This window comes from Flavobacterium sp. AC274 (genome assembly GCF_979258275.1).
In genome coordinates this window covers 410,902-431,027 of record NZ_OZ409852.1, presented here as the reverse complement: position 1 = coordinate 431,027, position 20,126 = coordinate 410,902, and the positions used below count along the sequence as shown (strand labels likewise).

Annotated in this window: 20 protein-coding genes and 2 pseudogenes; 14 read left to right on the top strand and 8 right to left on the bottom strand. The window is 33.7% G+C overall.

Translation table 11 applies throughout. The features are described 5' to 3' along the window. Positions 1–94 precede the first annotated feature (94 nt). The 3 genes from ACZZZT_RS01935 (at position 95) to ACZZZT_RS01925 (ending at position 2,690) form a co-directional block, all read left to right on the top strand. Entirely contained in the window at positions 95–706 is a 612-nt protein-coding gene (locus tag ACZZZT_RS01935) for a 50S ribosomal protein L25/general stress protein Ctc (RefSeq protein WP_042564800.1), read from the top strand. A 611-nt stretch (positions 707–1,317) separates the two neighbouring features. Beyond that, the gene (gene pth / locus ACZZZT_RS01930; protein ID WP_463459247.1) at positions 1,318–1,944 is read left to right on the top strand and encodes an aminoacyl-tRNA hydrolase; all 627 of its coding nucleotides are present in this window, start codon (positions 1,318–1,320) and stop codon (positions 1,942–1,944) included. Between the two features lie 137 nt (positions 1,945–2,081). After that, entirely contained in the window at positions 2,082–2,690 is a 609-nt protein-coding gene (locus ACZZZT_RS01925) for a superoxide dismutase (protein ID WP_042564798.1), read from the top strand. 691 nt (positions 2,691–3,381) lie between these two features. On the opposite strand, the pseudogene ACZZZT_RS01920 reads toward ACZZZT_RS01925, so the two are convergent. The 6 genes and pseudogenes from ACZZZT_RS01920 to ACZZZT_RS01895 form a co-directional block, all read right to left on the bottom strand. After that, positions 3,382–5,279: pseudogene (locus ACZZZT_RS01920) on the bottom strand (amidophosphoribosyltransferase). A gap of 79 nt (positions 5,280–5,358) precedes the next feature. Continuing rightward, a complete protein-coding gene (locus ACZZZT_RS01915; protein ID WP_463459246.1) occupies positions 5,359–6,282 on the bottom strand; it encodes a PfkB family carbohydrate kinase in 924 nt (307 codons plus the stop codon). 207 nt (positions 6,283–6,489) lie between these two features. Then, complete coding sequence (locus tag ACZZZT_RS01910; protein WP_463459245.1) at positions 6,490–6,831, bottom strand: type II toxin-antitoxin system RelE/ParE family toxin; 342 nt, start codon at positions 6,829–6,831, stop codon at positions 6,490–6,492. After that, a complete protein-coding gene (locus ACZZZT_RS01905) occupies positions 6,789–7,043 on the bottom strand; it encodes a hypothetical protein (RefSeq protein ID WP_073394530.1) in 255 nt (84 codons plus the stop codon). Before ACZZZT_RS01905 ends, ACZZZT_RS01910 begins: the two co-directional genes overlap by 43 nt. Positions 7,044–7,132: 89 nt before the next feature. Then, complete coding sequence (locus tag ACZZZT_RS01900) at positions 7,133–7,528, bottom strand: hypothetical protein (protein WP_463459244.1); 396 nt, start codon at positions 7,526–7,528, stop codon at positions 7,133–7,135. After that, complete coding sequence (locus ACZZZT_RS01895) at positions 7,512–8,099, bottom strand: RNA polymerase sigma factor (RefSeq protein ID WP_463459243.1); 588 nt, start codon at positions 8,097–8,099, stop codon at positions 7,512–7,514. The genes ACZZZT_RS01900 and ACZZZT_RS01895 overlap by 17 nt, the downstream gene beginning before the upstream one ends. Positions 8,100–8,392: 293 nt before the next feature. Here ACZZZT_RS01895 and ACZZZT_RS01890 point away from each other — a divergent pair. Continuing rightward, positions 8,393–8,742: pseudogene (locus ACZZZT_RS01890) on the top strand (DUF6249 domain-containing protein). A 65-nt stretch (positions 8,743–8,807) separates the two neighbouring features. Here the strand turns inward: ACZZZT_RS01890 and rnhA are convergent. After that, entirely contained in the window at positions 8,808–9,287 is a 480-nt protein-coding gene (rnhA, locus tag ACZZZT_RS01885) for a ribonuclease HI (protein ID WP_073394551.1), read from the bottom strand. 63 nt (positions 9,288–9,350) lie between these two features. Then, a complete protein-coding gene (purN, locus tag ACZZZT_RS01880; protein WP_042564772.1) occupies positions 9,351–9,914 on the bottom strand; it encodes a phosphoribosylglycinamide formyltransferase in 564 nt (187 codons plus the stop codon). 175 nt (positions 9,915–10,089) lie between these two features. Between purN and ACZZZT_RS01875 the strand changes: the two genes are divergently transcribed. From ACZZZT_RS01875 to ACZZZT_RS01830, 10 genes are all read left to right on the top strand, one after another. After that, the gene (locus tag ACZZZT_RS01875; protein WP_007137004.1) at positions 10,090–10,326 is read left to right on the top strand and encodes an acyl carrier protein; all 237 of its coding nucleotides are present in this window, start codon (positions 10,090–10,092) and stop codon (positions 10,324–10,326) included. Positions 10,327–10,563: 237 nt separating this feature from the next. After that, the gene (gene fabF / locus ACZZZT_RS01870; protein ID WP_042564773.1) at positions 10,564–11,817 is read left to right on the top strand and encodes a beta-ketoacyl-ACP synthase II; all 1,254 of its coding nucleotides are present in this window, start codon (positions 10,564–10,566) and stop codon (positions 11,815–11,817) included. An 8-nt stretch (positions 11,818–11,825) separates the two neighbouring features. Continuing rightward, on the top strand, positions 11,826–12,566 hold the full coding sequence (rnc, locus tag ACZZZT_RS01865) for a ribonuclease III (RefSeq protein WP_073394550.1): 741 nt from the start codon (positions 11,826–11,828) through the stop codon (positions 12,564–12,566). A gap of 125 nt (positions 12,567–12,691) precedes the next feature. After that, positions 12,692–13,180: an IPExxxVDY family protein gene (locus ACZZZT_RS01860; protein ID WP_042564775.1), complete on the top strand. Its 489-nt coding sequence runs from the start codon at positions 12,692–12,694 to the stop codon at positions 13,178–13,180. A gap of 5 nt (positions 13,181–13,185) precedes the next feature. Continuing rightward, the gene (gene pyk, locus ACZZZT_RS01855; RefSeq protein ID WP_042564776.1) at positions 13,186–14,616 is read left to right on the top strand and encodes a pyruvate kinase; all 1,431 of its coding nucleotides are present in this window, start codon (positions 13,186–13,188) and stop codon (positions 14,614–14,616) included. Positions 14,617–15,076: 460 nt separating this feature from the next. After that, positions 15,077–16,753 (top strand): arylsulfatase, encoded by a 1,677-nt coding sequence (locus tag ACZZZT_RS01850; RefSeq protein WP_463459242.1) that lies wholly within the window; start codon positions 15,077–15,079, stop codon positions 16,751–16,753. Between the two features lie 62 nt (positions 16,754–16,815). Continuing rightward, positions 16,816–17,235, top strand: a complete 420-nt coding sequence (locus tag ACZZZT_RS01845; protein ID WP_463459241.1) for a hypothetical protein — start codon at positions 16,816–16,818, stop codon at positions 17,233–17,235. Between the two features lie 20 nt (positions 17,236–17,255). Further along, the gene (locus ACZZZT_RS01840; RefSeq protein ID WP_463459240.1) at positions 17,256–17,831 is read left to right on the top strand and encodes an HAD family hydrolase; all 576 of its coding nucleotides are present in this window, start codon (positions 17,256–17,258) and stop codon (positions 17,829–17,831) included. A gap of 43 nt (positions 17,832–17,874) precedes the next feature. Continuing rightward, positions 17,875–18,699 (top strand): hypothetical protein, encoded by an 825-nt coding sequence (locus ACZZZT_RS01835; RefSeq protein WP_463459239.1) that lies wholly within the window; start codon positions 17,875–17,877, stop codon positions 18,697–18,699. 31 nt (positions 18,700–18,730) lie between these two features. Then, positions 18,731–20,122 (top strand): DUF1214 domain-containing protein, encoded by a 1,392-nt coding sequence (locus ACZZZT_RS01830; RefSeq protein ID WP_463459238.1) that lies wholly within the window; start codon positions 18,731–18,733, stop codon positions 20,120–20,122. Positions 20,123–20,126: the final 4 nt, after the last annotated feature.

The following is a 20,126-nucleotide window of genomic DNA, read 5'->3' as shown; positions in this document are numbered from 1 at the left end:
CTTTAGGCTTAAAGCCGTAAGCTATTTCACTATTACAAAAAGCTTAAAGCTTATAGCAAATTAGAATATTTATTAATAACTATATTTTTTTACAATGAAATCGATTACAATTAAAGGATCAGAAAGAGAAAGCGTGGGCAAAGTGTCAACTAAAGCCTTACGTAATGCTGGAGCGGTTCCTTGCGTGTTATACGGAGGAAATCAAGCAGTACACTTCTCAGCAGACGCTGCAGCGTTCAAAAACTTGGTTTACACTCCAAATGCACACACAGTTGTGATTGAGCTTGGAAAAGGAAAATCATTCAATGCAATTTTACAAGATATTCAGGTTCACCCTGTATCTGACAAAATCTTACATATTGACTTCTTTCAATTATTTGATGACAAAGAAATCACTATGGAAGTTCCTGTAAAAGTTGTTGGTACATCAAAAGGTGTTCTTGCAGGTGGTGTTTTACGTTTAAACACTCGTAAATTAAAAGTAAAAGCTTTACCTAAAGATCTTCCTGATTTTGTTGAAGCTGACATTACTCCGCTTGAAATGGGTAACAAATTATACGTTACTAAAGTTGGTAGCCCAGAATACAAAGTGATGCACCCTGAAAATACAGTTGTAGCTCAGGTAAGAATTTCTCGTGCTGCTATGAAAGCTGCTCAAGAAGCTGCAAAAGCTGCAAAAGCTCCTGCAAAAGGAAAGAAAAAATAATTTTTTTCAAATCAATACAAAAGCATCAATCGAAAGATTGGTGCTTTTTTTGTTTTTAGAAGTTCTGAGTTGCTAAGATGCTGAGGTTTTAAGTTTTCTATCCGGTGTCAGGCAGAGCGGAGTCGAAGCCCTTTTTTTGATCTTTTGTGTTATTTTTCTTTGAAGCAGAAATTTCAGTTTTTCAAGACCCAACGTTCCTGCCATCCGCTATATCTTTTTCCTGGCTAAAGAAGCCAGAAAAAGGATGCCGCTGCTGTCAAGGCTAGCCAGAGATTTAGTTTTTATAAGATTCTAAGTTGCTAAGATACTAAGGTTCTAAGTTATAAAAGTCTACAGCATTGTCAAACTGAGCGGAGTCGAAGTCTTGTAAGAAACTCGACAATCTAAATTGAAATACTTTGCGAAACTTCTCCACTCAGTCAGACAAAAAGGAAGAATAAATTAATACTATAAAAAACCAGCGCAAATCAGTTTAAATCCGCGTCATCCGCGTGCCATCCCCACGCACTTTGCGTAAAACCTTGCGAACTTCGCGGTTAAACGGCAATAACAATTCAAATTATCTAATTGACACATTTTCTAATTACCAAATTAACCCTATTTTTGCAGACATGATAAAATGGATAACAAAACTGTTTTCATCAACACAAAAAGAAGAGAACACAGATAATATGAAAAAATATTTAATCGTAGGACTTGGTAATATTGGTGCCGAGTACGTAAATACCAGACATAATATAGGATTTAAAGTCCTTGATTTTTTAGCTAAAAAAGAAGGTCTTTCTTTTGAAACCGTAAAATTGGGAGCTTTGGCTGAATATAAATTTAAAGGAAGATCTTTTTTTCTGCTTAAACCAAACACTTACATGAATTTAAGCGGAAAAGCCGTAAAATATTGGATGGATAAAGAAAACATTCCGCTAGAGAATATTTTGGTTATTACAGACGATTTAAATTTATCTTTTGGAACCATCCGAATCAAGCCAAAAGGTAGTGACGGTGGACATAACGGATTGAAGAATATCAATTTAATATTAAACACACAACAATATACCCGTTTTAGATTTGGTATTAGTGATCAGTTTAAAAAAGGACAGCAAATCGATTATGTTTTAGGAGATTGGGATGAAGAAGAAAAAGCAAAATTACCAGAACGTTTGGAGGTTGCTTCAGAAATTATAAAATCTTTTGGAACTGCAGGTTTAGAAAATACGATGACAACTTTTAATGGAAAATAAAGATTTTCAACTATTTAGGTATTAAAAAGCTAAATAATCGATTAATTAAATTGAATTATAACGAAATAGTATTTTCTATTCCAAAGTTAAATGTTTAAATTTGGGATAAATTATTATAAACCATAAAATCAAATATCATGGCTTTTGAATTACCACAATTACCTTATGCATATGATGCATTAGAACCACATATTGATGCACGTACAATGGAAATTCACCATTCAAAACATCATAATGCATACACGACAAATCTTAACGCTGCAATCGCTGGTACAGATTTGGAAGGAAAAACAATCGAAAACATCTTAATCAACCTAGATAAATCAAACGCAGCAGTTCGTAACAATGGTGGAGGTTTTTACAACCACAATTTATTCTGGACTGTAATGACTCCAAACGGTGGCGGATTACCAACAGGTGATTTGTTGGCTGCTATTGAATCTTCTTTTGGAACTTTTGAAGAGTTTAAAGCAAAATTTGCTAAAGCTGGTGCAACACAATTTGGTTCAGGATGGGCTTGGTTATGTGTACAAAAAGGCGGAAAATTAGATGTTTGCGGAACTCCAAATCAGGACAATCCATTAATGCCGGAAGTTGGTTGCGGTGGAACTCCAATTTTAGGAATGGATGTTTGGGAGCATGCTTATTATTTAAATTATCAAAACAGAAGACCAGATTACATCGAAGCTTTTTTTAATGTAATTAACTGGACAGAAGTTGCAAGAAGATATGCTTTAGAGAAATAGTCTCAAGCAAGATAATAGAATAAAGAGTAAAGAAAAAAGACGGATGGCTTGATAGCTGTCCGTCTTTTTTTGTCAGATAGTTAAAATGTTCAACAATCTTTATTCTATTTTCTTTGTTCTATTCTCTATAATTGTAAAATAAAAAAGGTGGAATTTCTTCCACCCTTTTTGCCCCAAATCTACCATATACTTAACCTACTAATGTAATGGTATTATAAAAATAGAATAGTTAAATTGTAATACCAACTATTTTAGATGAAGTGCAAATATAATCGATGAAATGCGTATTTTCTTACTTTGGTCATTCGTTGAGTTTACTCCAATAAAAAAGGTGAAATTTCTTTCACCCTTTTTGCCCCAAATCTACCATATACTTAACCTACTAATGTTATGGTATAGTAAATATATAATAGCTATATCGATTTCACAAATATTCTAGACGAAGTGCAAATAAACCCGATGAAATACGTAATTTCTTACTTTGCCTTGTCTTTTTATATGTTTTTTGAGTTTATTCCAATAAAAAAGGTGGAATTTCTTCCACCCTTTTTGCCCCAAATCTACCATAAACTTAACCTACTAATGTTATGGTATCCCAAAAGTATCTTAGATGTGCGATTTTGCCAAACATATAGGATGAACGGCAAAAAAACCGATAAAGTGCACAATTTAACCTTTTGTTAGTATTTTTTTAATACGCTCGTGCGTCTTTACCTTCATAAAAATTCATGAATGCTCTGTTTACAACACGGTTTCCACCAGGCGTTGGATAGTCTCCTGTGAAATACCAGTCTCCAAGATTTTTAGGACAGGCAATATGCAGATCTTCCACCTTTTGGAATATAATTTTTACTTCAGCATTAATTTCCGGAGAACTTAACATTTCTGCAATTTTATCTGAAATTTCTTCAGGAGTAAATTGGTCATAAATAGCTGTTACGTAATTTACAACATCTGTATCAAGATAATTTTCCTGAGCTTTACATTTTGTATAAACTTCATCAACTATATGGTATAGATTTCTTTCTTTCAGTAAAGCAAGAGCTGCTCTAAAAGCAACAAGACCTTCTAGTTTCGCCATGTCAATTCCGTAGCAATCAGGGTAACGAATTTGTGGTGCCGATGAAACGATTACAATACGTTTTGGTTTTAAACGATCCATCATTTTAATGATACTCATTTTTAATGTTGTACCACGTACGATACTATCATCAATAATAACCAAATTATCTGTTGGTTTGATAACGCCGTATGTTACATCATAAACGTGTGCTACCAAATCATCACGGCTGCTGTCTTCTGTAATGAAAGTTCTTAGTTTAGCATCTTTAATAGCAACTTTTTCAGTACGAATTTTTACAGCCAATAATTCTTGCAATGTTTCAGCTGTAAGCGTATTTCTGTTTTCCAGAATATAATTATTTTTTCTCTGATTTAAGAAATCCTGAGCTGCTTCAACCAAACCATAAAATGAAGTTTCGGCAGTATTTGGAATATAAGAGAAAACAGTATTATCTGTATCACTGTCAATTGACTTAAGAACTGCAGGTAAAATTAGCTTTCCTAAGTTTTTACGTTCCTGGTAAATTTCAGCATCACTTCCTCTGGAGAAATAGATTCTTTCGAAAGAACATGCTTTTTTACGGTTGGTTCCAGAATTTGTTCCATCGAAACTTTTCCGCTTTTCTTGATAATCAAAGCATTTCCCGGCTCAATTTCCTGAACGCTTTCAAACGGAACATTAAATACGGTTTGAATTACAGGTCGCTCAGAAGCAACAACAACCACTTCATCATCCTGATAAAAATAAGCAGGACGAATTCCGGCTGGATCTCTAAAAACAAAAGCATCACCATGACCTAATAATCCGGCCATTGCGTAACCTCCGTCAAGATTTTTTGCAGAGCGTGCTAATATTTTTGCAATATCCAATCGGTCTGCAATTACCGGAGAAGCTTCTCTTTTAGAATAACCTTCTGCTTTACAGTCCTGGTATAATTGCATTACTTCTTTATCTAAGAAATGTCCAATCTTTTCCATTACTGTCACAGTATCGGCCATTTCTTTTGGATGTTGACCAAGTTCCACTAAGTTTTCGAAAAGTTCTTTAACATTCGTCATATTAAAGTTCCCTGCCAAAATCAAATTACGGTGCATCCAGTTACTTTGACGCAAAAATGGATGAACACTTTCGATGCTGTTTTTTCCGAAGGTTCCGTAACGAACATGACCTAAAAACAATTCTCCTATATAAGGAATGTTTGCTTTTTGAGCGGCAACATCATCTGCATATTCCGGATGAGCACCTAGCTCTTCATTGATACGATCATTGATTTGTGCAAAAACATCCTGAATAGGCTGTGCATGATTCGAACGAACTCTGCTGATGTATCGTTGTCCCGGATCAACATCTAGTTTGATGCTTGCAAAACCTGCTCCATCTTGTCCGCGGTTGTGCTGCTTTTCCATCATCAGATACATTTTTTGTATTCCGTAAAAAGCAGTTCCGTATTTTTCTTTGTAATATTCAAGCGGTTTCAGAAGTCTAACTAAGGCTATACCACATTCGTGTTTTAACGCGTCGCTCATTGTGTTTTGTATTTGTGTTGTTGTAAGTTGTGTGTATTAACGTAATAAAAAAGCCCCGTGTTATCGAGGCTTTCGGGCATTATATTTCTATGTCAAACTGCGTTAACGATTTAAATTGCTGTAATCGAATCGCTACTTCAGCTTTGCTTAATGTTTCCATCCTTTCGGTTCCAAATTTCTCCACACAAAATGAAGCTAAATTCGAAGCGTAAATTATTGCATTTTTCATGTTGCCAAACGAAATGTTTTCGCTTTGTGCAATAAATCCAGAAAAACCACCCGCAAAAGTATCTCCGGCTCCTGTTGGATCAAAAACATCTTCTAATGGTAATGCCGGTGCAAAAAACACTTCTCTATTATGGAATAAAAGTGCGCCGTGCTCTCCTTTTTTGATCACCACATATTTTGGTCCCAATTCCTGGATTTTAGCCGCAGCTTTTACTAATGAATATTCTCCTGAAAGTTGTCTTGCTTCTTCATCATTGATTGTAATAACATCTACACGTTTAATTACTTCTAATAATTCCGGTAAAGCACAATCCATCCAAAAATTCATAGTATCTAAAACTACCAATTTTGGTTTTTTCTCCATTTGATCCAAAACACTACTTTGTACTAAAGGATGTAAGTTTCCTAACATCACAACATCAGCATCTTTATAATTTTGAGGAACTTTTGGTTGAAAGTCAGCCAAAACGTTTAGTTCAGTAACAAGAGTATCTCTTGAATTTAGATCGTTGTGATACAAACCGCTCCAGAAAAAGGTTTTTCCGCCTTTTACAATTTCGATACCAGAGATATCAATATTTCTTGAAGTTAAAAGATCTAAATGTTCTTGTGGAAAATCGTCGCCAACTACAGAAACAATGGCCGATTGCAAGTTAAAAAATGATGCCGATAAACCAATGTACGTTGCAGCACCACCTAAAATTTTATCTGTTTTTCCGAAAGGAGTTTCAATCGCGTCGAAAGCAACCGTTCCAACAATCAATAATTTATTCATTTTATGAATTTCGAATTAGGGTGCAAAGATACTTCATAAGTTACAATATTGCAACGGTTTAGGTTCGCAAAATTTTCATAAAAAAACAATATCGTTTGCGGGGCTAAAACTATTGTAAATGAATTGGTTAAATTATATTTTTTGGAGTGCTTAAAATAAGGTTTTAGGATTTAAATTGCAATATTTAATTGAAAAAATCTTCAATATTTATTTCAGTTTTGTAAAAGATGAAATTTTTCTTTTCCCACTTAAAACGCCAAGAATGGTAACATGATTATTTTTGATTTTAAATATAATAAGCCATGTTTTGTAGGCAGCTTCTCTGTAGATTTTATTTTTTGTCGGTAAGTTTTCACATTGAGCATAAATTAGTGGATCATGAACTATTTTGTTCATAACCTTATTTATTCCATTACCAATTTTAATTGAATTTAGGGGTTGATGTTTTACGAAGGCAATATAATCAACAATCTCTTCTAAATTTTGGAAATACCTCTCCGATATATCTAACGTATATTGTTTTGGATTTTGAGTTTTTTCTCTTCCCATCTTTCATTAAACTTTTCTAAAGACATTGTTGAAGTATTTTCAGCAGTTTTTATCCATTCTGCAAAATCTTCTTTAGATAAATTGTTTTCAATTTGATCGGTTTCATTCTCAAAATCAATAGATACTTTCAGGACTTTTCCAATGTAATTTTTTGGAATTTCAAAAGAAAGATTCACAATTTTATCTTTAGGAGTAATGGTTTTCTGTATCATTTTCTTTTAAATTAATGAACAATACAAAATTACGATAAATAAAATTCACAATTATTGATTTTAAAAGTTTTTAGTCAGATTTAACAACTTTACAACTCGTACTTCTTATCAAAATAATTCTTCAAAACACCAACCTGAATTAAAATCATAAAAGGCACAATCAGGACAGCATATAAAATATTTTTTGAGAGATGGATTCCTGAAAACACAGCAGAGAATCTTTCTGTATAAGATTTATCAATTACCAAATTAGATTGAGTTCCTGAAAAAAATGATGCGTAAACAATTAAGGAAATTAAACCAAAACCAATCAAAATCCAGATTGTTTTAGAAATTAAAGGTTTGTAGCTTTTAGCTTTACTTTTTTCTGCTACCAGAACCTGAGCCATTATTTTTGAAGTAAAGTCCATAGATGGCGATTCCAAAGTATTTTCGCCCATCATTTTATCAATAAGATTTTCTATGTTTTTATCGCTCTCTTTCATAATAATCTAATAGTTCTGGTTCTAATTGCTTTTTCAAAATTACAGCTAATTTTTGTCGGCTTCTAAATAATTTTACTTTGACATTATTAGCATTGATATTCATGATTTTTCCGATTTCTTCTAAACTCTGATCTTCAAAATAAAATAAAGTTAGCAGGAAATTCTCTTCCCTTGGCAATAAATTTAAACAATTCTGAATCGTCTGCTTTCGTTCTTTATCTTCTAAAGCACTCAAAGCATTATCCATTGTTTTAATTAAATGTGCCGAAAATTCATCTATCGAAATATTATTGTCTTCTTTTTTATTTTTCTTCAAGCGATCTAAACACGTATTATAAGCTACTCTGTAAATCCATGTCGAAAACTTAGAATCACCTTTAAACTTCGCTAAAGAATTATAAGCTTTGATAAAAGTATCCTGAGCAACTTCTTCGGCTTCTTCTCTGTTTTTAATCATTTTGAGTGCCAAAGTAAAAATCATATTTTTATAACGGTCCACCAGCACGGCAAACGCATTTGTTTCGCCCTGCAGAATTTTATCGATATAATACTGATCTTCTAAAGTACTCATATTATATAGGACGACACGTTCTGGGTTTAGGTTACAAATATTTGAAAATAAATTTCAAATTCTATGCTGATTGTAAATTCATGTATTTACTTAGTCTTCATCTTTGTCAAAGTTTAAAACTTTGACGAAGATTTCAGTTTTACCAGGCAAAACAACAAACCCAAAATTAATTGATAATCAGTGACTTTTAAATTTGGAATTTAATTTTTGTAATTTTTCTTCAAATATTTGTAACCTTAATTTAAAAGCTGTCGTCATATGGAGTATCAATCAATTATAAAAACATAAAAATTATGGGACCACAAGTATTAATACCAGTTAGTCTTTTTGCGATGATCTTTGGGATTGTCTATCTTTTTTCTCAACCAGAAACAGAGAGCGTATGGCGCTTATAGAAAAAGGCGTTGACGCCAGTATCTTTTTGAAGGGAGCAGGAAAAGGAGGCTCTGCCTGGAAAGTTTTTGTTGTGAATTTAGCTTTTTTATTAATAGGAAGCGGCGTTGGAATTTTCCTTGCCTTATTAATTACAACTTACACTTCATTAGATGATGATGCTGTTTATCCTTCAATCATTTTTATCATGGCCGGAGTTGGCTTATTGGGCGGATTTAAAACTGCCAAAGATTTAGATAAAGAACAATAAGATTTTTTTAAGTTAGTAGCTTGAATAACGTATCAGGAAGCAGTTTTCATGATACGTTATTTTTTTTAATCCATTTTTGAACCGATGTTTTCGTAATATTCGTCAACAGAAAGTTTAGGCTGCATTGATGCCATAACGGCCAATTGATCGCAGCGTTCGTTTTGAGGGTGATTGTTGTGACCCTTAATCCATTTAAAATCGACTTGATGTTTGCGGTACACAATTAAAAAGCGTTTCCATAAATCAGGGTTTTTTCGTCCGGAAAATTTCTTTTTCTCCCAGCCCAATACCCATTTTTTTAAAACAGAATCGACTACGTATTTAGAATCTGAAATAACCAAAACCTTCATATTTGGATTTTTCAATTTTTCTAAACCAACAATTACAGCCAAAAGCTCCATTCTGTTATTAGTGGTCAAACGAAAACCTTCGTAAAATTCTTTTTTATGTGGTGTTCCAACCAATTCCATCACAACGCCATAACCACCGTTTCCGGGATTTCCTTTTGCAGCGCCATCAGTATATATATGTACTTCGTGATCCATTTATTTAGATTGTAGATTTTTGAATTCAGATTTTAGATTTTTCAACTTATCCAAAACTGAAATTTATTTTTCCAATATAGTCTGAATAATCTCTGGAAAATACTTTTGTTCCAGTTCGTGAATCTTTTCAGCCACCGTTTCTGGTGTGTCATCTTCTGTTAGAACTACATTTTTCTGAAAAATAATGCCGCCTTCATCATAATTTTCATTTACATAATGAATAGAGATTCCGGTTTCTTTTTCCTTATTATTAATTATAGCTCTGTGTATGTGCATTCCATACATTCCCTTACCTCCATAATTAGGTAAAAGCGCGGGATGTATGTTTATAATTTTGTTTGGATATTGTTCAATTATGTTTTCGGGGAACTTGAGTAAAAAGCCAGCCAAAACTATCAGATCCGGATCGATTTTTTGTATTTTTTGTAGTACGTTTCGTTCCAAAAGTTCATTTTTTGAGAAGATTTCGACAGGAATTTGATGATTTTTTGCTCTTTCGATGACTTTTGCCGCAGCATTATTGGTAAATACAGAAACAACTTTTGCAATTTTAGTTTTTGAAAAATACTTTATAATATTTTCTGCATTAGTTCCTGATCCTGAGGCAAAAACAACAATTTTTTTCATAATATGATTTATTTTGAGAATGCAAAAAACGGAATAAAAATCGAAAATAAATAGTATTAAAAGGGCTTTCTTGAAATTAATTTTATAAATTAGTATCACATTTATAAACTAAATAGTTGTTTTAAAATAAAGTTTTTTATTTTTGCCAACAAATTAAATTCTAAAATTAAAGATTATGTCAGACATTGCATCAAGAGTAAAAGCGATTATCGTAGACAAATTAGGTGTTGACGAAAACGAAGTTGTAACAGAAGCAAGCTTCACTAATGATTTAGGAGCTGACTCATTAGACACTGTTGAGCTTATTATGGAATTCGAAAAAGAATTTGATATTCAAATTCCAGACGATCAAGCAGAAAACATTGCTACTGTTGGTCAAGCTATTTCTTATATCGAGGAAGCTAAAAAATAATAATACTGCACCCGGTTTCTAAAAATACCAATTTTTGAAATTCCAAATTCCAATTGGAATTTGACTTTTGATTTTTGAAATTTCTAAGGATCGGGTGTTATTATTTTTTTAAAATTTAAATTTCGATTGATTTTCAATCAAAAAGATATATTTATATTGTAATTCCCATGGCTCTTAAGTAACAATACAATTAAGAAAGCGTGGGTTTTATTTGTTTAAAGTACAAAATACATATTTATGACGTTAAAGCGAGTTGTTGTAACAGGATTAGGTGCTCTTACTCCGATCGGGAATAATATCCAGGATTACTGGGAGGCACTTGTGAATGGAGTTAGCGGAGCCGCTCCTATCACGTATTATGATACAGAGAAGCATAAAACGAAATTTGCCTGCGAAGTAAAAAACTTCAACATTGAAGATTACATGGATCGCAAGGAATCTCGTAGATTAGATAAATTCGCTCAATATGCAGTTGCTGCAAGTGATGAAGCTATTAAAGATGCCGGACTTACTAATGATAATGTCGACAAAACAAGAGTTGGTGTTATCTGGGGAGCAGGAATTGGAGGTTTAGAAACTTTTCAGGAAGAAGTTATTTATTATGCTAAAGGAGACGGAACACCAAAATTCAATCCGTTTTTTATTCCTAAAATGATTGCCGATATTGCACCAGCACACATTTCGATGCGTAATGGTTATATGGGTCCAAATTATACTACTGTTTCTGCATGTGCATCTTCTGCAAATGCTTTAATTGATGCTTTCAACTACATTCGTTTAGGAATGTGTGATGTAATTGTATCTGGTGGTTCAGAAGCCGCTATTACTATTGCAGGTATGGGAGGTTTTAACTCTATGCATGCTTTATCAACAAGAAACGAAAGTCCGGAAACAGCTTCGAGACCTTTTGATGCAACCAGAGATGGTTTTGTGTTAGGAGAAGGAGCAGGAGCTTTGGTTCTTGAAGAATATGAACATGCTAAAGCCAGAGGCGCAAAAATTTATTGTGAAGTTGGCGGAGGCGGAATGTCATCTGATGCTTACCATTTAACAGCTCCACATCCGGAAGGAATTGGAGTTATTGCAGTAATGAAAAATACATTAAGAGATGCTGGAATGAATCCTGAAGATGTTGATCACATCAATACTCACGGAACTTCTACTCCATTAGGAGATGTTGCCGAATTAAAAGCAATCAGCGCTGTTTTTGGTGATCATGCAAAAAATATCAATATCAACTCGACAAAATCAATGACAGGACACTTACTTGGTGCTGCCGGAGCTATTGAAGCTATTGCTTCTATTTTAGCAATGCAACACAGCCTTGTTCCTCCAACGATTAACCATACGGTTGTTGATGAAAACATTGATCCTGCTTTAAACCTTACTCTTAACAAACCTCAAAAAAGAGAGGTAAATGTTGCGATGAGTAATACGTTTGGTTTTGGTGGACACAATGCTTGTGTATTGTTTAAAAAATTAGTTGACTAGTTTTGTCTATGAATATTATCAAAAAAATATTTTCAAAATCCCGTTCTCAAGAAGACGGGATTTTTTTTGACACTATTCAGAAAATACTTGGTTTTCAGCCTGTTTCAATAGATTTTTATAAGAAAGCATTTACGCATCGATCTTCAAACAAATTGGATGAGCAAGGAAATGCGATAAATTATGAAAGACTAGAATTTTTAGGTGATGCCATGTTAAGTGCCGTGATTGCTGCACATTTGTTTAACAAAGCACCAAATGGAGATGAGGGCTATTTAACCAAAATGCGTTCTAAAATTGTAAGTCGTGAGCATTTGAATGAATTAGGTAAGGACTTAAACCTGGTTCGGTTTGTAGAGAGCAAAGTACCAGTACAGCATTTTGGAGAAAATATTCATGGTAATATTTTTGAATCACTTGTTGGTGCTATCTATTTAGACCGCGGTTATGCGTTTTGCGAAAAGTTTATCCAAAAAAGAGTCATTACACCTTATGTTGACATCGCAAGACTTGAAGGAAAAGTAATTAGTTATAAAAGTTTGGTTATCGAATGGTGTCAGAAAGAAAAGAGAATCTTTCATTATGACATTTTTGAAGATAATGGTATAGACGGACAACGCTTATTTGGTGTAAAATTAAGTATAGACGATAAAGTAATTGCTAGAGCAAGAGCTACTTCAAAAAAGAAGGCTGAAGAAAAGGCATCGCAAAGAGCTTATTTTGCTTTTCAGGAAAAAATAGATAAGAAATAACCACAAAAATGCTTTAACTTTCTTAAAGCTATAACGTTTTCGTTTATAAATTAACAAAAACAACCGCGTCTTAACTATTGATGCTCCAATAGAAATAGTATATTTACACCTAGATTTTTCATGATATGGCAATTCATAGATTGGATTTAGACGAATTTGACGAAATTGATTATTATTTAATGGCAATTCATACTTCGATAGAAGATTATAGATTAGCCTATTTTATCAATAAAAAACTTCCGATCAACTTAAGTAAGAGCAAAAACGAGATCCATGCTCAGACTAAGGAAGGTGAGGCAAATTTTTCTAGGTTTTATTATTATGATTCTGAGAAAGCCGTTACATGGAATCTGATTCAGAATAAAAATGAAATCATTTCAGTGAGTACAAATGATTTCCAGAATTTGTTTTCCAATGAAACAAGTGAGGTTTCAACAACAATTCATTTACTTCCTGAATTTAAAAAGGTGGATTTTTTCCTGAAAATAGAGAATAGTGAAGAGGCTATTGATTTTTCAGAAATTCAACAACAATTAAATACCATCGAGAGCATCGCAGCTATTTATGTTGTTGATACCAATAAAATAAAATCAAAGAACAATTTAATTTTTTAAAAAAAATGCTAACAAACAAAAAAACTAAAATTGTAGCTACACTTGGGCCTGCATGTAGTACGAGAGAGATTATCAAGGATATGATCGAAGCAGGGGTTAATGTGTTTAGAATCAATTTTTCGCATGCAGATTACGAAGGAGTAAAAGACAAAATTAATATCATTAGAGGCTTAAACGACGAGTTTGGTTACACAACTGCAATCCTTGGAGATTTGCAGGGACCAAAACTTAGAGTTGGTGTAATGGAAGAAGGAACTGTTGTACACGATGGTGATTTAATTACTTTTACAACTGCAGAAGATATTTTAGGAACAGCACAAAAAGTGTTCATGAAATACCAAAACTTTCCAAATGATGTGAATCCTGGAGAGCGTATTTTGCTTGATGACGGAAAACTTATTTTTGAAATTATTTCTACGGATAAAAAAACTGAAGTTGTTGCTAAAGTAATTCAGGGTGGAGAATTAAAATCTAAAAAAGGAGTTAATTTACCAAACACTAAAATCTCTTTACCGGCTTTAACTGAAAAAGATATTGCAGATGCTATTTTTGCTATTGAACAAAAAGTAGACTGGATCGCACTTTCGTTTGTAAAAACACCTCGTGATTTACAAGATTTACAAGAATTAATTGCTAAGCATTCTGAGTACAAAATTCCAATTGTTGCAAAAATTGAAATGCCGGAAGCGCTTGAAAATATAGATAAAATTATTGCTTATTGTGATGGCCTTATGGTTGCCCGTGGAGATTTAGGAGTTGAACTTCCTGCACACGAAGTTCCATTGGTACAAAAAGATTTGATTCGCAGAGCAAAAACGGCTAGAATTCCTGTTATCGTTGCTACTCAAATGATGGAGACAATGATTACAAGTTTAACGCCAACAAGAGCAGAAGTAAATGACGTTGCTAACTCAGTAATGGATGGAGCAGATGCTGTAATGTTGTCTGGAGAAACTGCTACAGGTAATTATCCTGTACAGGTAATTCAAAAAATGACTCAAATTTGTGAGGCAGTTGAAGATTCACCGCTTATTCAGGTTCCACAAAACACACCGCAAATTAAAACAAAACGTTTTGTTACTAAAACAGTTTGTCATCAGGCAGCTTTATTGGCAAATGAAATCAAAGCAAAAGCAATTTGTACTTTAACAAATAGCGGTTACACAGCTTTCCAAATTTCAGCGTGGAGACCATCAGCACATATTTTAGTATTTACTTCAAACAGAAGAATCTTAACACAATTGAATTTATTATGGGGAGTAAAATCATACTTCTACGATAAAGACGAAAGTACAGATGATACTGTAACTGATGTTAACGAAATTGCAGTTCAAAAAGGATACGCTTCAAAAGGGGATTATTTAATTAACCTTGCAGCAATGCCAATTAAAGATAAAGGAATGGTTAACACCATGAGAGTTTCTGAAATAGAATAATTTTCGTTTTGAAAATAAAATAAAAGCCATCAATTTTGATGGCTTTTTTGCGTTAAATACTTTTTTATTTTTTAAAATCAAAACACTATATCACAATCTGAATTTATAGATATGTCTTCCGATTGATAAAGTGTTTTTTCTACTCTTTTTTGCTTTGTCGCCTTTTTATTTTTACAGAATGTGAAAATGCAACTAAATAAAGCATTTATGTCGTTTCATTTTATAAAATGAAACAACCTGAACCTCTTTCGATACAATTTTTCGGTTTTTTATTAATTAATTTTGAGATACTTAAAAAAAGTTAAGAAATTTCTTGTTCAATTTTTCGAAATAATATGTAAATAATCAATCTGTATTTCACTAGACAAGAACACATTTTTTTTAGCATTACTTAAGAAATTATTCTCTGATTTACACATTACCATATATACAAAAAGATTATTAATAAATTTTTATTACCATGAAACAAATAAATTTTAAATGGAGATTTAAGAATGCAATGTTATTTGCATTAATATGTTTTTCAGTAGTTGAAATTCAGGCACAGAATTCAAAAAAGCCCAATATCTTAATACTTTGGGGAGATGACATTGGAACCACTAATATAAGTGCTTACAGTGATGGTATAATGGGATATACTACACCTAATATTGATCGTCTGGCAAACGAAGGATTACGTTTTTTACATTATTATGGAGAACAAAGCTGTACTGCCGGACGTGCTGCTTTATTAACAGGACAGCATGGCCTTCGTACCGGGCTTACAAAAGTAGGTTTCCCGGGAGCACCTATGGGAATGAGCCAATTAGATCCATCTATTGGAGGGATTATGAAAAACTTAGGGTATGTTACAGGACAGTTTGGTAAAAATCACGTAGGAGATCGTAACGAAAGTTTACCTACAGTAAATGGTTTTGACGAATTTTTCGGAAATCTGTATCACTTAAATGCCGAAGAAGAACCGGAATTGCCTGATTACCCTAAAGACCCCGAATATTTGAAAAAATTTGGTCCTAGAGGAGTACTAAAATGTACTGCAACAAATTCGGATGATGCAACGACAGATCCACGATTTGGCAGAGTTGGAAAACAAAGAATAGAAGATACGGGCCCTCTTACTAAAAAAAGAATGGAGACTATAGATGATGAAACATCTGCAGCTGCTATTGATTTTATTAAAAGACAAAATGCAGCAGGTAAACCATTTTTCTGTTGGTTCAATGCTACACGTATGCACCTTCGTACACACGTTAGGGCAGAACATAGAGGAAAATATACTCATGGAGATAGTGAATATATTGATGGTATGATCGAACACGATTTAACAATTGGAGATATCTTAAAAGCATTAGATGATTTGGGTATTGCTGATAACACTATTGTAGTTTATTCTACAGATAATGGTCCTCATATGAATACATGGCCTGATGGAGCAATGACCCCTTTTCGCTCAGAAAAAAATACTAACTGGGAAGGCGCTTTCCGTGTTCCATGTTTAGTACGTTGGCCAGGAGTAATTAAACCAGGACAAGTTACAACTGAATTAATGTCTCACAATGACTGGATTCCAACTTTAGCATCAATTGTCGGTGAGCCAGATTTAACCAATAAACTTTTAAAAGGTTACAATGCAAACGGAAAAACTTACAAAGTGCATTTAGATGGTTTTGATCAAAGTAACTTTTTACGTGGCAAAACGCAAAAAAGTGCCAGAGATAAATTTTTCTATACAGATGATGATGGCTTATTGGTTGGTTTAAGAGAAGGTGATTATAAATATGTTTTTGCCGAACAACGTTTGGGAGGTACAATGGGAGTCTGGGCAGAGCCTTTTACTAAACTTCGTTTACAAAAAATATTCAATTTGTACCAGGATCCTTTTGAAAGAGCCGATATCACTTCGAATAGTTTTTGGGAATGGCAGTTGAATCACGTTCAGCTAATGTATGGCGCAATACAAGATGTAGTTGTATTTGCAGAAACATTTAAAGAATATCCTCCAAGATCAATTCCGCCAAGCTTCTCAGCTTATACAATTATGGAAGAGGCAATGAAAGATATTAAAGCACAGAAATATATTGAGAAGAATGTACTTCCTAAATTAAAAGAGGATGAAGCAGCATCAAAAAAGAAATAATAATACTTTAAGGAAACAGGATTTTAAATAGTCCTGTTTCTTTTCACTTAAATAGTATCATCATGTATAGATATATATATATAGTGCCCCTGTTTTTATTATTGCTTGTCTCTTGTAAAAAAACTGATGGTGTTACTACTGTTAATCCTAAAGATAGCACAGTAACTGTGGCAACAAGTTCTGATCCGCTACCAAGCTGGAATGACGGAACACTCAAAAAAGAAATTATAGCTTATGTTACAAAAGTGACTAAGGAAGGAAGCCCTGATTTTATTCCGGTTGAAAGCAGAATTGCAACGTTTGATAATGATGGAACACTTTGGGCTGAAAAACCATATGTTCAGGAATTATTTGCTTTTTACAGAGTCAAAAAAATGATTGAAAAAAATCCTGCTTTGGCTCAAAAACAACCTTTTAAGGCAGTTGTCGAAAAAGACAAAACTTTTTTGAAAAAGGAGGTGATAAAGCGCTTATCGAATTAGTTGCAGCAACTCATACAGGGATGACCGAAGACGAGTTTGAAGCATCTACAAAAGAGTTTTTTGCCGGAGCAAAATACCCGGGAAAAAATGTTACCCTAAAACAAATCAGATATCAGCCACAATTGGAGCTGTTGAATTATTTGCGTGCAAATGGTTTCAAAACTTTCATTGTAACCGGTGGAACGATCGAATTAGTAAGAGCAATATCAGCTGATTTTTATGGCATTCCGAAAGAACAAGTTGTTGGAACTTCTTTCAAATATAAATTTGATGATGCCACAAACAACATTGTCAGAGAGCCTGCTCTTGATCTTTTAGATGATAAGGTTGGCAAACCGGTTGGAATACAGCTTCATATTGGTCAGCGACCTGTTTTTGCGTGCGGTAACGAAGGCGGTGCCGGTGATCTTGCCATGTTAAGATATTCTCAGGGAAGCAAATATCCTTCCTTTCAAATGATCGTAAATCACAACGATTCTATTAGAGAATATAGTTATCAGGAAAAAGATAACCTTTCCTTAAATACTGCTGCTAAATATAAATATCATGTCATCAGTATGAAGGATGATTGGAAAAAAGTATTTCCGGATAAATAATCTGATTTTAATATTGATAAGAATCTTCTAAAGAAAGAAAATCATGAAAAGCCCATTGTCTAATATTTCAAACAAATACCTGTACACTACATTTTGTTTTCTTTTAAGTTGTAGTGTTTTTGCGCAAGAAGAGAAATCAGGAGCCAGCGCTCAGGAACTGGCAGATAAATTGGCCAATCCGGTTGCGAGTTTGATAAGTGTTCCTTTGCAGAATAATTTAACTTATGGAATCGGTGCTTACAATGGATCAAAATACCAAATAAATATACAGCCTGTAATTCCTTTTAAATTGAGCGATAATTTAAATTTAATTACACGCTATATTCTTCCCGTGGTAGATCAGCAGGATGTTACCGGCGAAAACACACATGAGTTTGGTTTAAGCGATGCAACAGTCACAGCATTTTTCGCTCCTAAAACTAAGGGAATTATCTTGGGAGTTGGCCCTGCTTTTTTGGTACCAACGGCTACAGATAAATTTCTGGGAACAGAAAAATTTGGAATCGGGCCAAGTGTTTTGGTCATGCATCAGGGAAAAGGACTTTCGATAGGTTTTATTGCAAATCAGATATGGTCGGTGGCAGGAAATGAAGACAGGGCCGATTTTAATCAGTTTTACACACAGATATTCTTAACTCATAGTTACAAAAGCGGTGCAAGTTTGGGTATTACCTCTGAGATTACACAAAACTGGGAAGGAAATACAACACTTATAACGATTAGCCCAAATGTAGGAGCCATTACAAAATTAGGAGGCCAAACAATGCAATTTGCTGTTATGCCCTTAATACCAATTGTAGGCCATTCTAACATAAGACCTGACTGGGGATTAAGAGCTGTTGTGGCTTTTGTGTTTCCGGGTTCGTAAAAATCATTTTTTTAATTTTAAAATTAATCACATGAAAAAAGGGCTTATAATTTTATCCGTGCTATTTTTATTTTTTAGCTGCAAAAAAGAAGTTTCAACATCTGCTACAAGCACTACAGCTTCAGAGAATAAAACAGAACCTTCAGATCAGGATATAATTGATGCTTATACCTATTTGTACGGAAGATATTTGGTAATTCAACAAGAGAATCATGATATAAATGTAGAAAAAGTAGGTTATAACAAAATCAAATATAACCCGCTGGGTACGGCTCAATTTGTGAATCCAAATTTAGATGTTGCTTATCTTGAAGCTTGGATTGCTGTTGATAAAGAGCATACTGTTATTTTGAATGTTCCTAAAATTGAAAACCGTTATTATACTGCAGAATTACTCGATGGCTGGGGAGAAGTAATTGTGAATATCAACAATCGTAATTTCCCTAAAACACCTTACGGAAAATTTGCTTTGGTTCTAAAAGGAACAAATCCAACGATTCCTGCCGATGCTGTAAAAATCGAATTGCCATCAGAAAAAGCAAAAATGCTGGCTCGTGTAGAATTGAAAGGAACACCGGATATTGCTCAAAAACTGCAAAGACAATTTACATTTACCGTTCCCGACGGAATTAAAATTGCACCTCCTGTAACCATTCCTGATTTTACACCCCAGAAACCAATTGGCGGCGAAATATTTGACAAAGTCGAAGAAGTTATCGCATCGTATCCGGATGTAATGCCTAAAGCAAAAGAATATCAGGACAAAGCAATTGCGATAGAACAATATCGAAAAACAAATGATAAAGCCAAAACACATGTTGACGAAGTAATTAAGACAAAAGCAATTCCTGCATTTTTGGCAGGAGCCAAAGGTTTTGGAACTCAAAGAGGAGGATGGTCAGTATCATATGCCGCAGGAAATTTTGGAGATGATATCCTGGCTCGTGATATTATTAATTATGGAGGTTTGTGGGCAAACCGAAAAGAAGAAGCTGTTTATTTTATTGGTTTAATAGATAGTAAAAACCAACCTTTAAGCGGTGATAAAGTTTATGAAATAAAATTCCCAAAAGACGCATTGCCAGAAACTGCTGTTGATGCATTTTGGTCAACAACAGTTTATAGTGTACCAGATTATAGAGTGGTTGACAATAAGTTAAAACGCTATAATTTGAATAATGTTTCGGGTTTAAAGAAAAATCCTGATGGGTCGCTAAGTATCTGGCTGGCATCATCATTACCAAAAGGAGCAATCGAAAGCAATTGGCTCCCAACACCAGCCGGAAAAGGATTTTCGATTAATTTCAGAACCTATGTTCCTAAAAAAATTGTTCAGGATGGTCAATGGTTTCCGGCTCCAATTAAAGAAAAAAATAATTTTAAAATTGAAAGACACAAAAACGATGAATTTGCTTTAAAATAAAACT

Bases quoted from the DNA above. Each gene is read 5' to 3' on its own strand.
- ACZZZT_RS01935 (WP_042564800.1), top strand. From the start codon at position 95: ATGAAATCGATTACAATTAAAGGATCAGAAAGAGAAAGCGTGGGCAAA.
- pth (WP_463459247.1), top strand. From the start codon at position 1,318: ATGATAAAATGGATAACAAAACTGTTTTCATCAACACAAAAAGAAGAG.
- ACZZZT_RS01925 (WP_042564798.1), top strand. From the start codon at position 2,082: ATGGCTTTTGAATTACCACAATTACCTTATGCATATGATGCATTAGAA.
- ACZZZT_RS01915 (WP_463459246.1), bottom strand. From the start codon at position 6,282: ATGAATAAATTATTGATTGTTGGAACGGTTGCTTTCGACGCGATTGAA.
- ACZZZT_RS01910 (WP_463459245.1), bottom strand. From the start codon at position 6,831: ATGGGAAGAGAAAAAACTCAAAATCCAAAACAATATACGTTAGATATA.
- ACZZZT_RS01905 (WP_073394530.1), bottom strand. From the start codon at position 7,043: ATGATACAGAAAACCATTACTCCTAAAGATAAAATTGTGAATCTTTCT.
- ACZZZT_RS01900 (WP_463459244.1), bottom strand. From the start codon at position 7,528: ATGAAAGAGAGCGATAAAAACATAGAAAATCTTATTGATAAAATGATG.
- ACZZZT_RS01895 (WP_463459243.1), bottom strand. From the start codon at position 8,099: ATGAGTACTTTAGAAGATCAGTATTATATCGATAAAATTCTGCAGGGC.
- rnhA (WP_073394551.1), bottom strand. From the start codon at position 9,287: ATGGATCACGAAGTACATATATATACTGATGGCGCTGCAAAAGGAAAT.
- purN (WP_042564772.1), bottom strand. From the start codon at position 9,914: ATGAAAAAAATTGTTGTTTTTGCCTCAGGATCAGGAACTAATGCAGAA.
- ACZZZT_RS01875 (WP_007137004.1), top strand. From the start codon at position 10,090: ATGTCAGACATTGCATCAAGAGTAAAAGCGATTATCGTAGACAAATTA.
- fabF (WP_042564773.1), top strand. From the start codon at position 10,564: ATGACGTTAAAGCGAGTTGTTGTAACAGGATTAGGTGCTCTTACTCCG.
- rnc (WP_073394550.1), top strand. From the start codon at position 11,826: ATGAATATTATCAAAAAAATATTTTCAAAATCCCGTTCTCAAGAAGAC.
- ACZZZT_RS01860 (WP_042564775.1), top strand. From the start codon at position 12,692: ATGGCAATTCATAGATTGGATTTAGACGAATTTGACGAAATTGATTAT.
- pyk (WP_042564776.1), top strand. From the start codon at position 13,186: ATGCTAACAAACAAAAAAACTAAAATTGTAGCTACACTTGGGCCTGCA.
- ACZZZT_RS01850 (WP_463459242.1), top strand. From the start codon at position 15,077: ATGAAACAAATAAATTTTAAATGGAGATTTAAGAATGCAATGTTATTT.
- ACZZZT_RS01845 (WP_463459241.1), top strand. From the start codon at position 16,816: ATGTATAGATATATATATATAGTGCCCCTGTTTTTATTATTGCTTGTC.
- ACZZZT_RS01840 (WP_463459240.1), top strand. From the start codon at position 17,256: ATGACCGAAGACGAGTTTGAAGCATCTACAAAAGAGTTTTTTGCCGGA.
- ACZZZT_RS01835 (WP_463459239.1), top strand. From the start codon at position 17,875: ATGAAAAGCCCATTGTCTAATATTTCAAACAAATACCTGTACACTACA.
- ACZZZT_RS01830 (WP_463459238.1), top strand. From the start codon at position 18,731: ATGAAAAAAGGGCTTATAATTTTATCCGTGCTATTTTTATTTTTTAGC.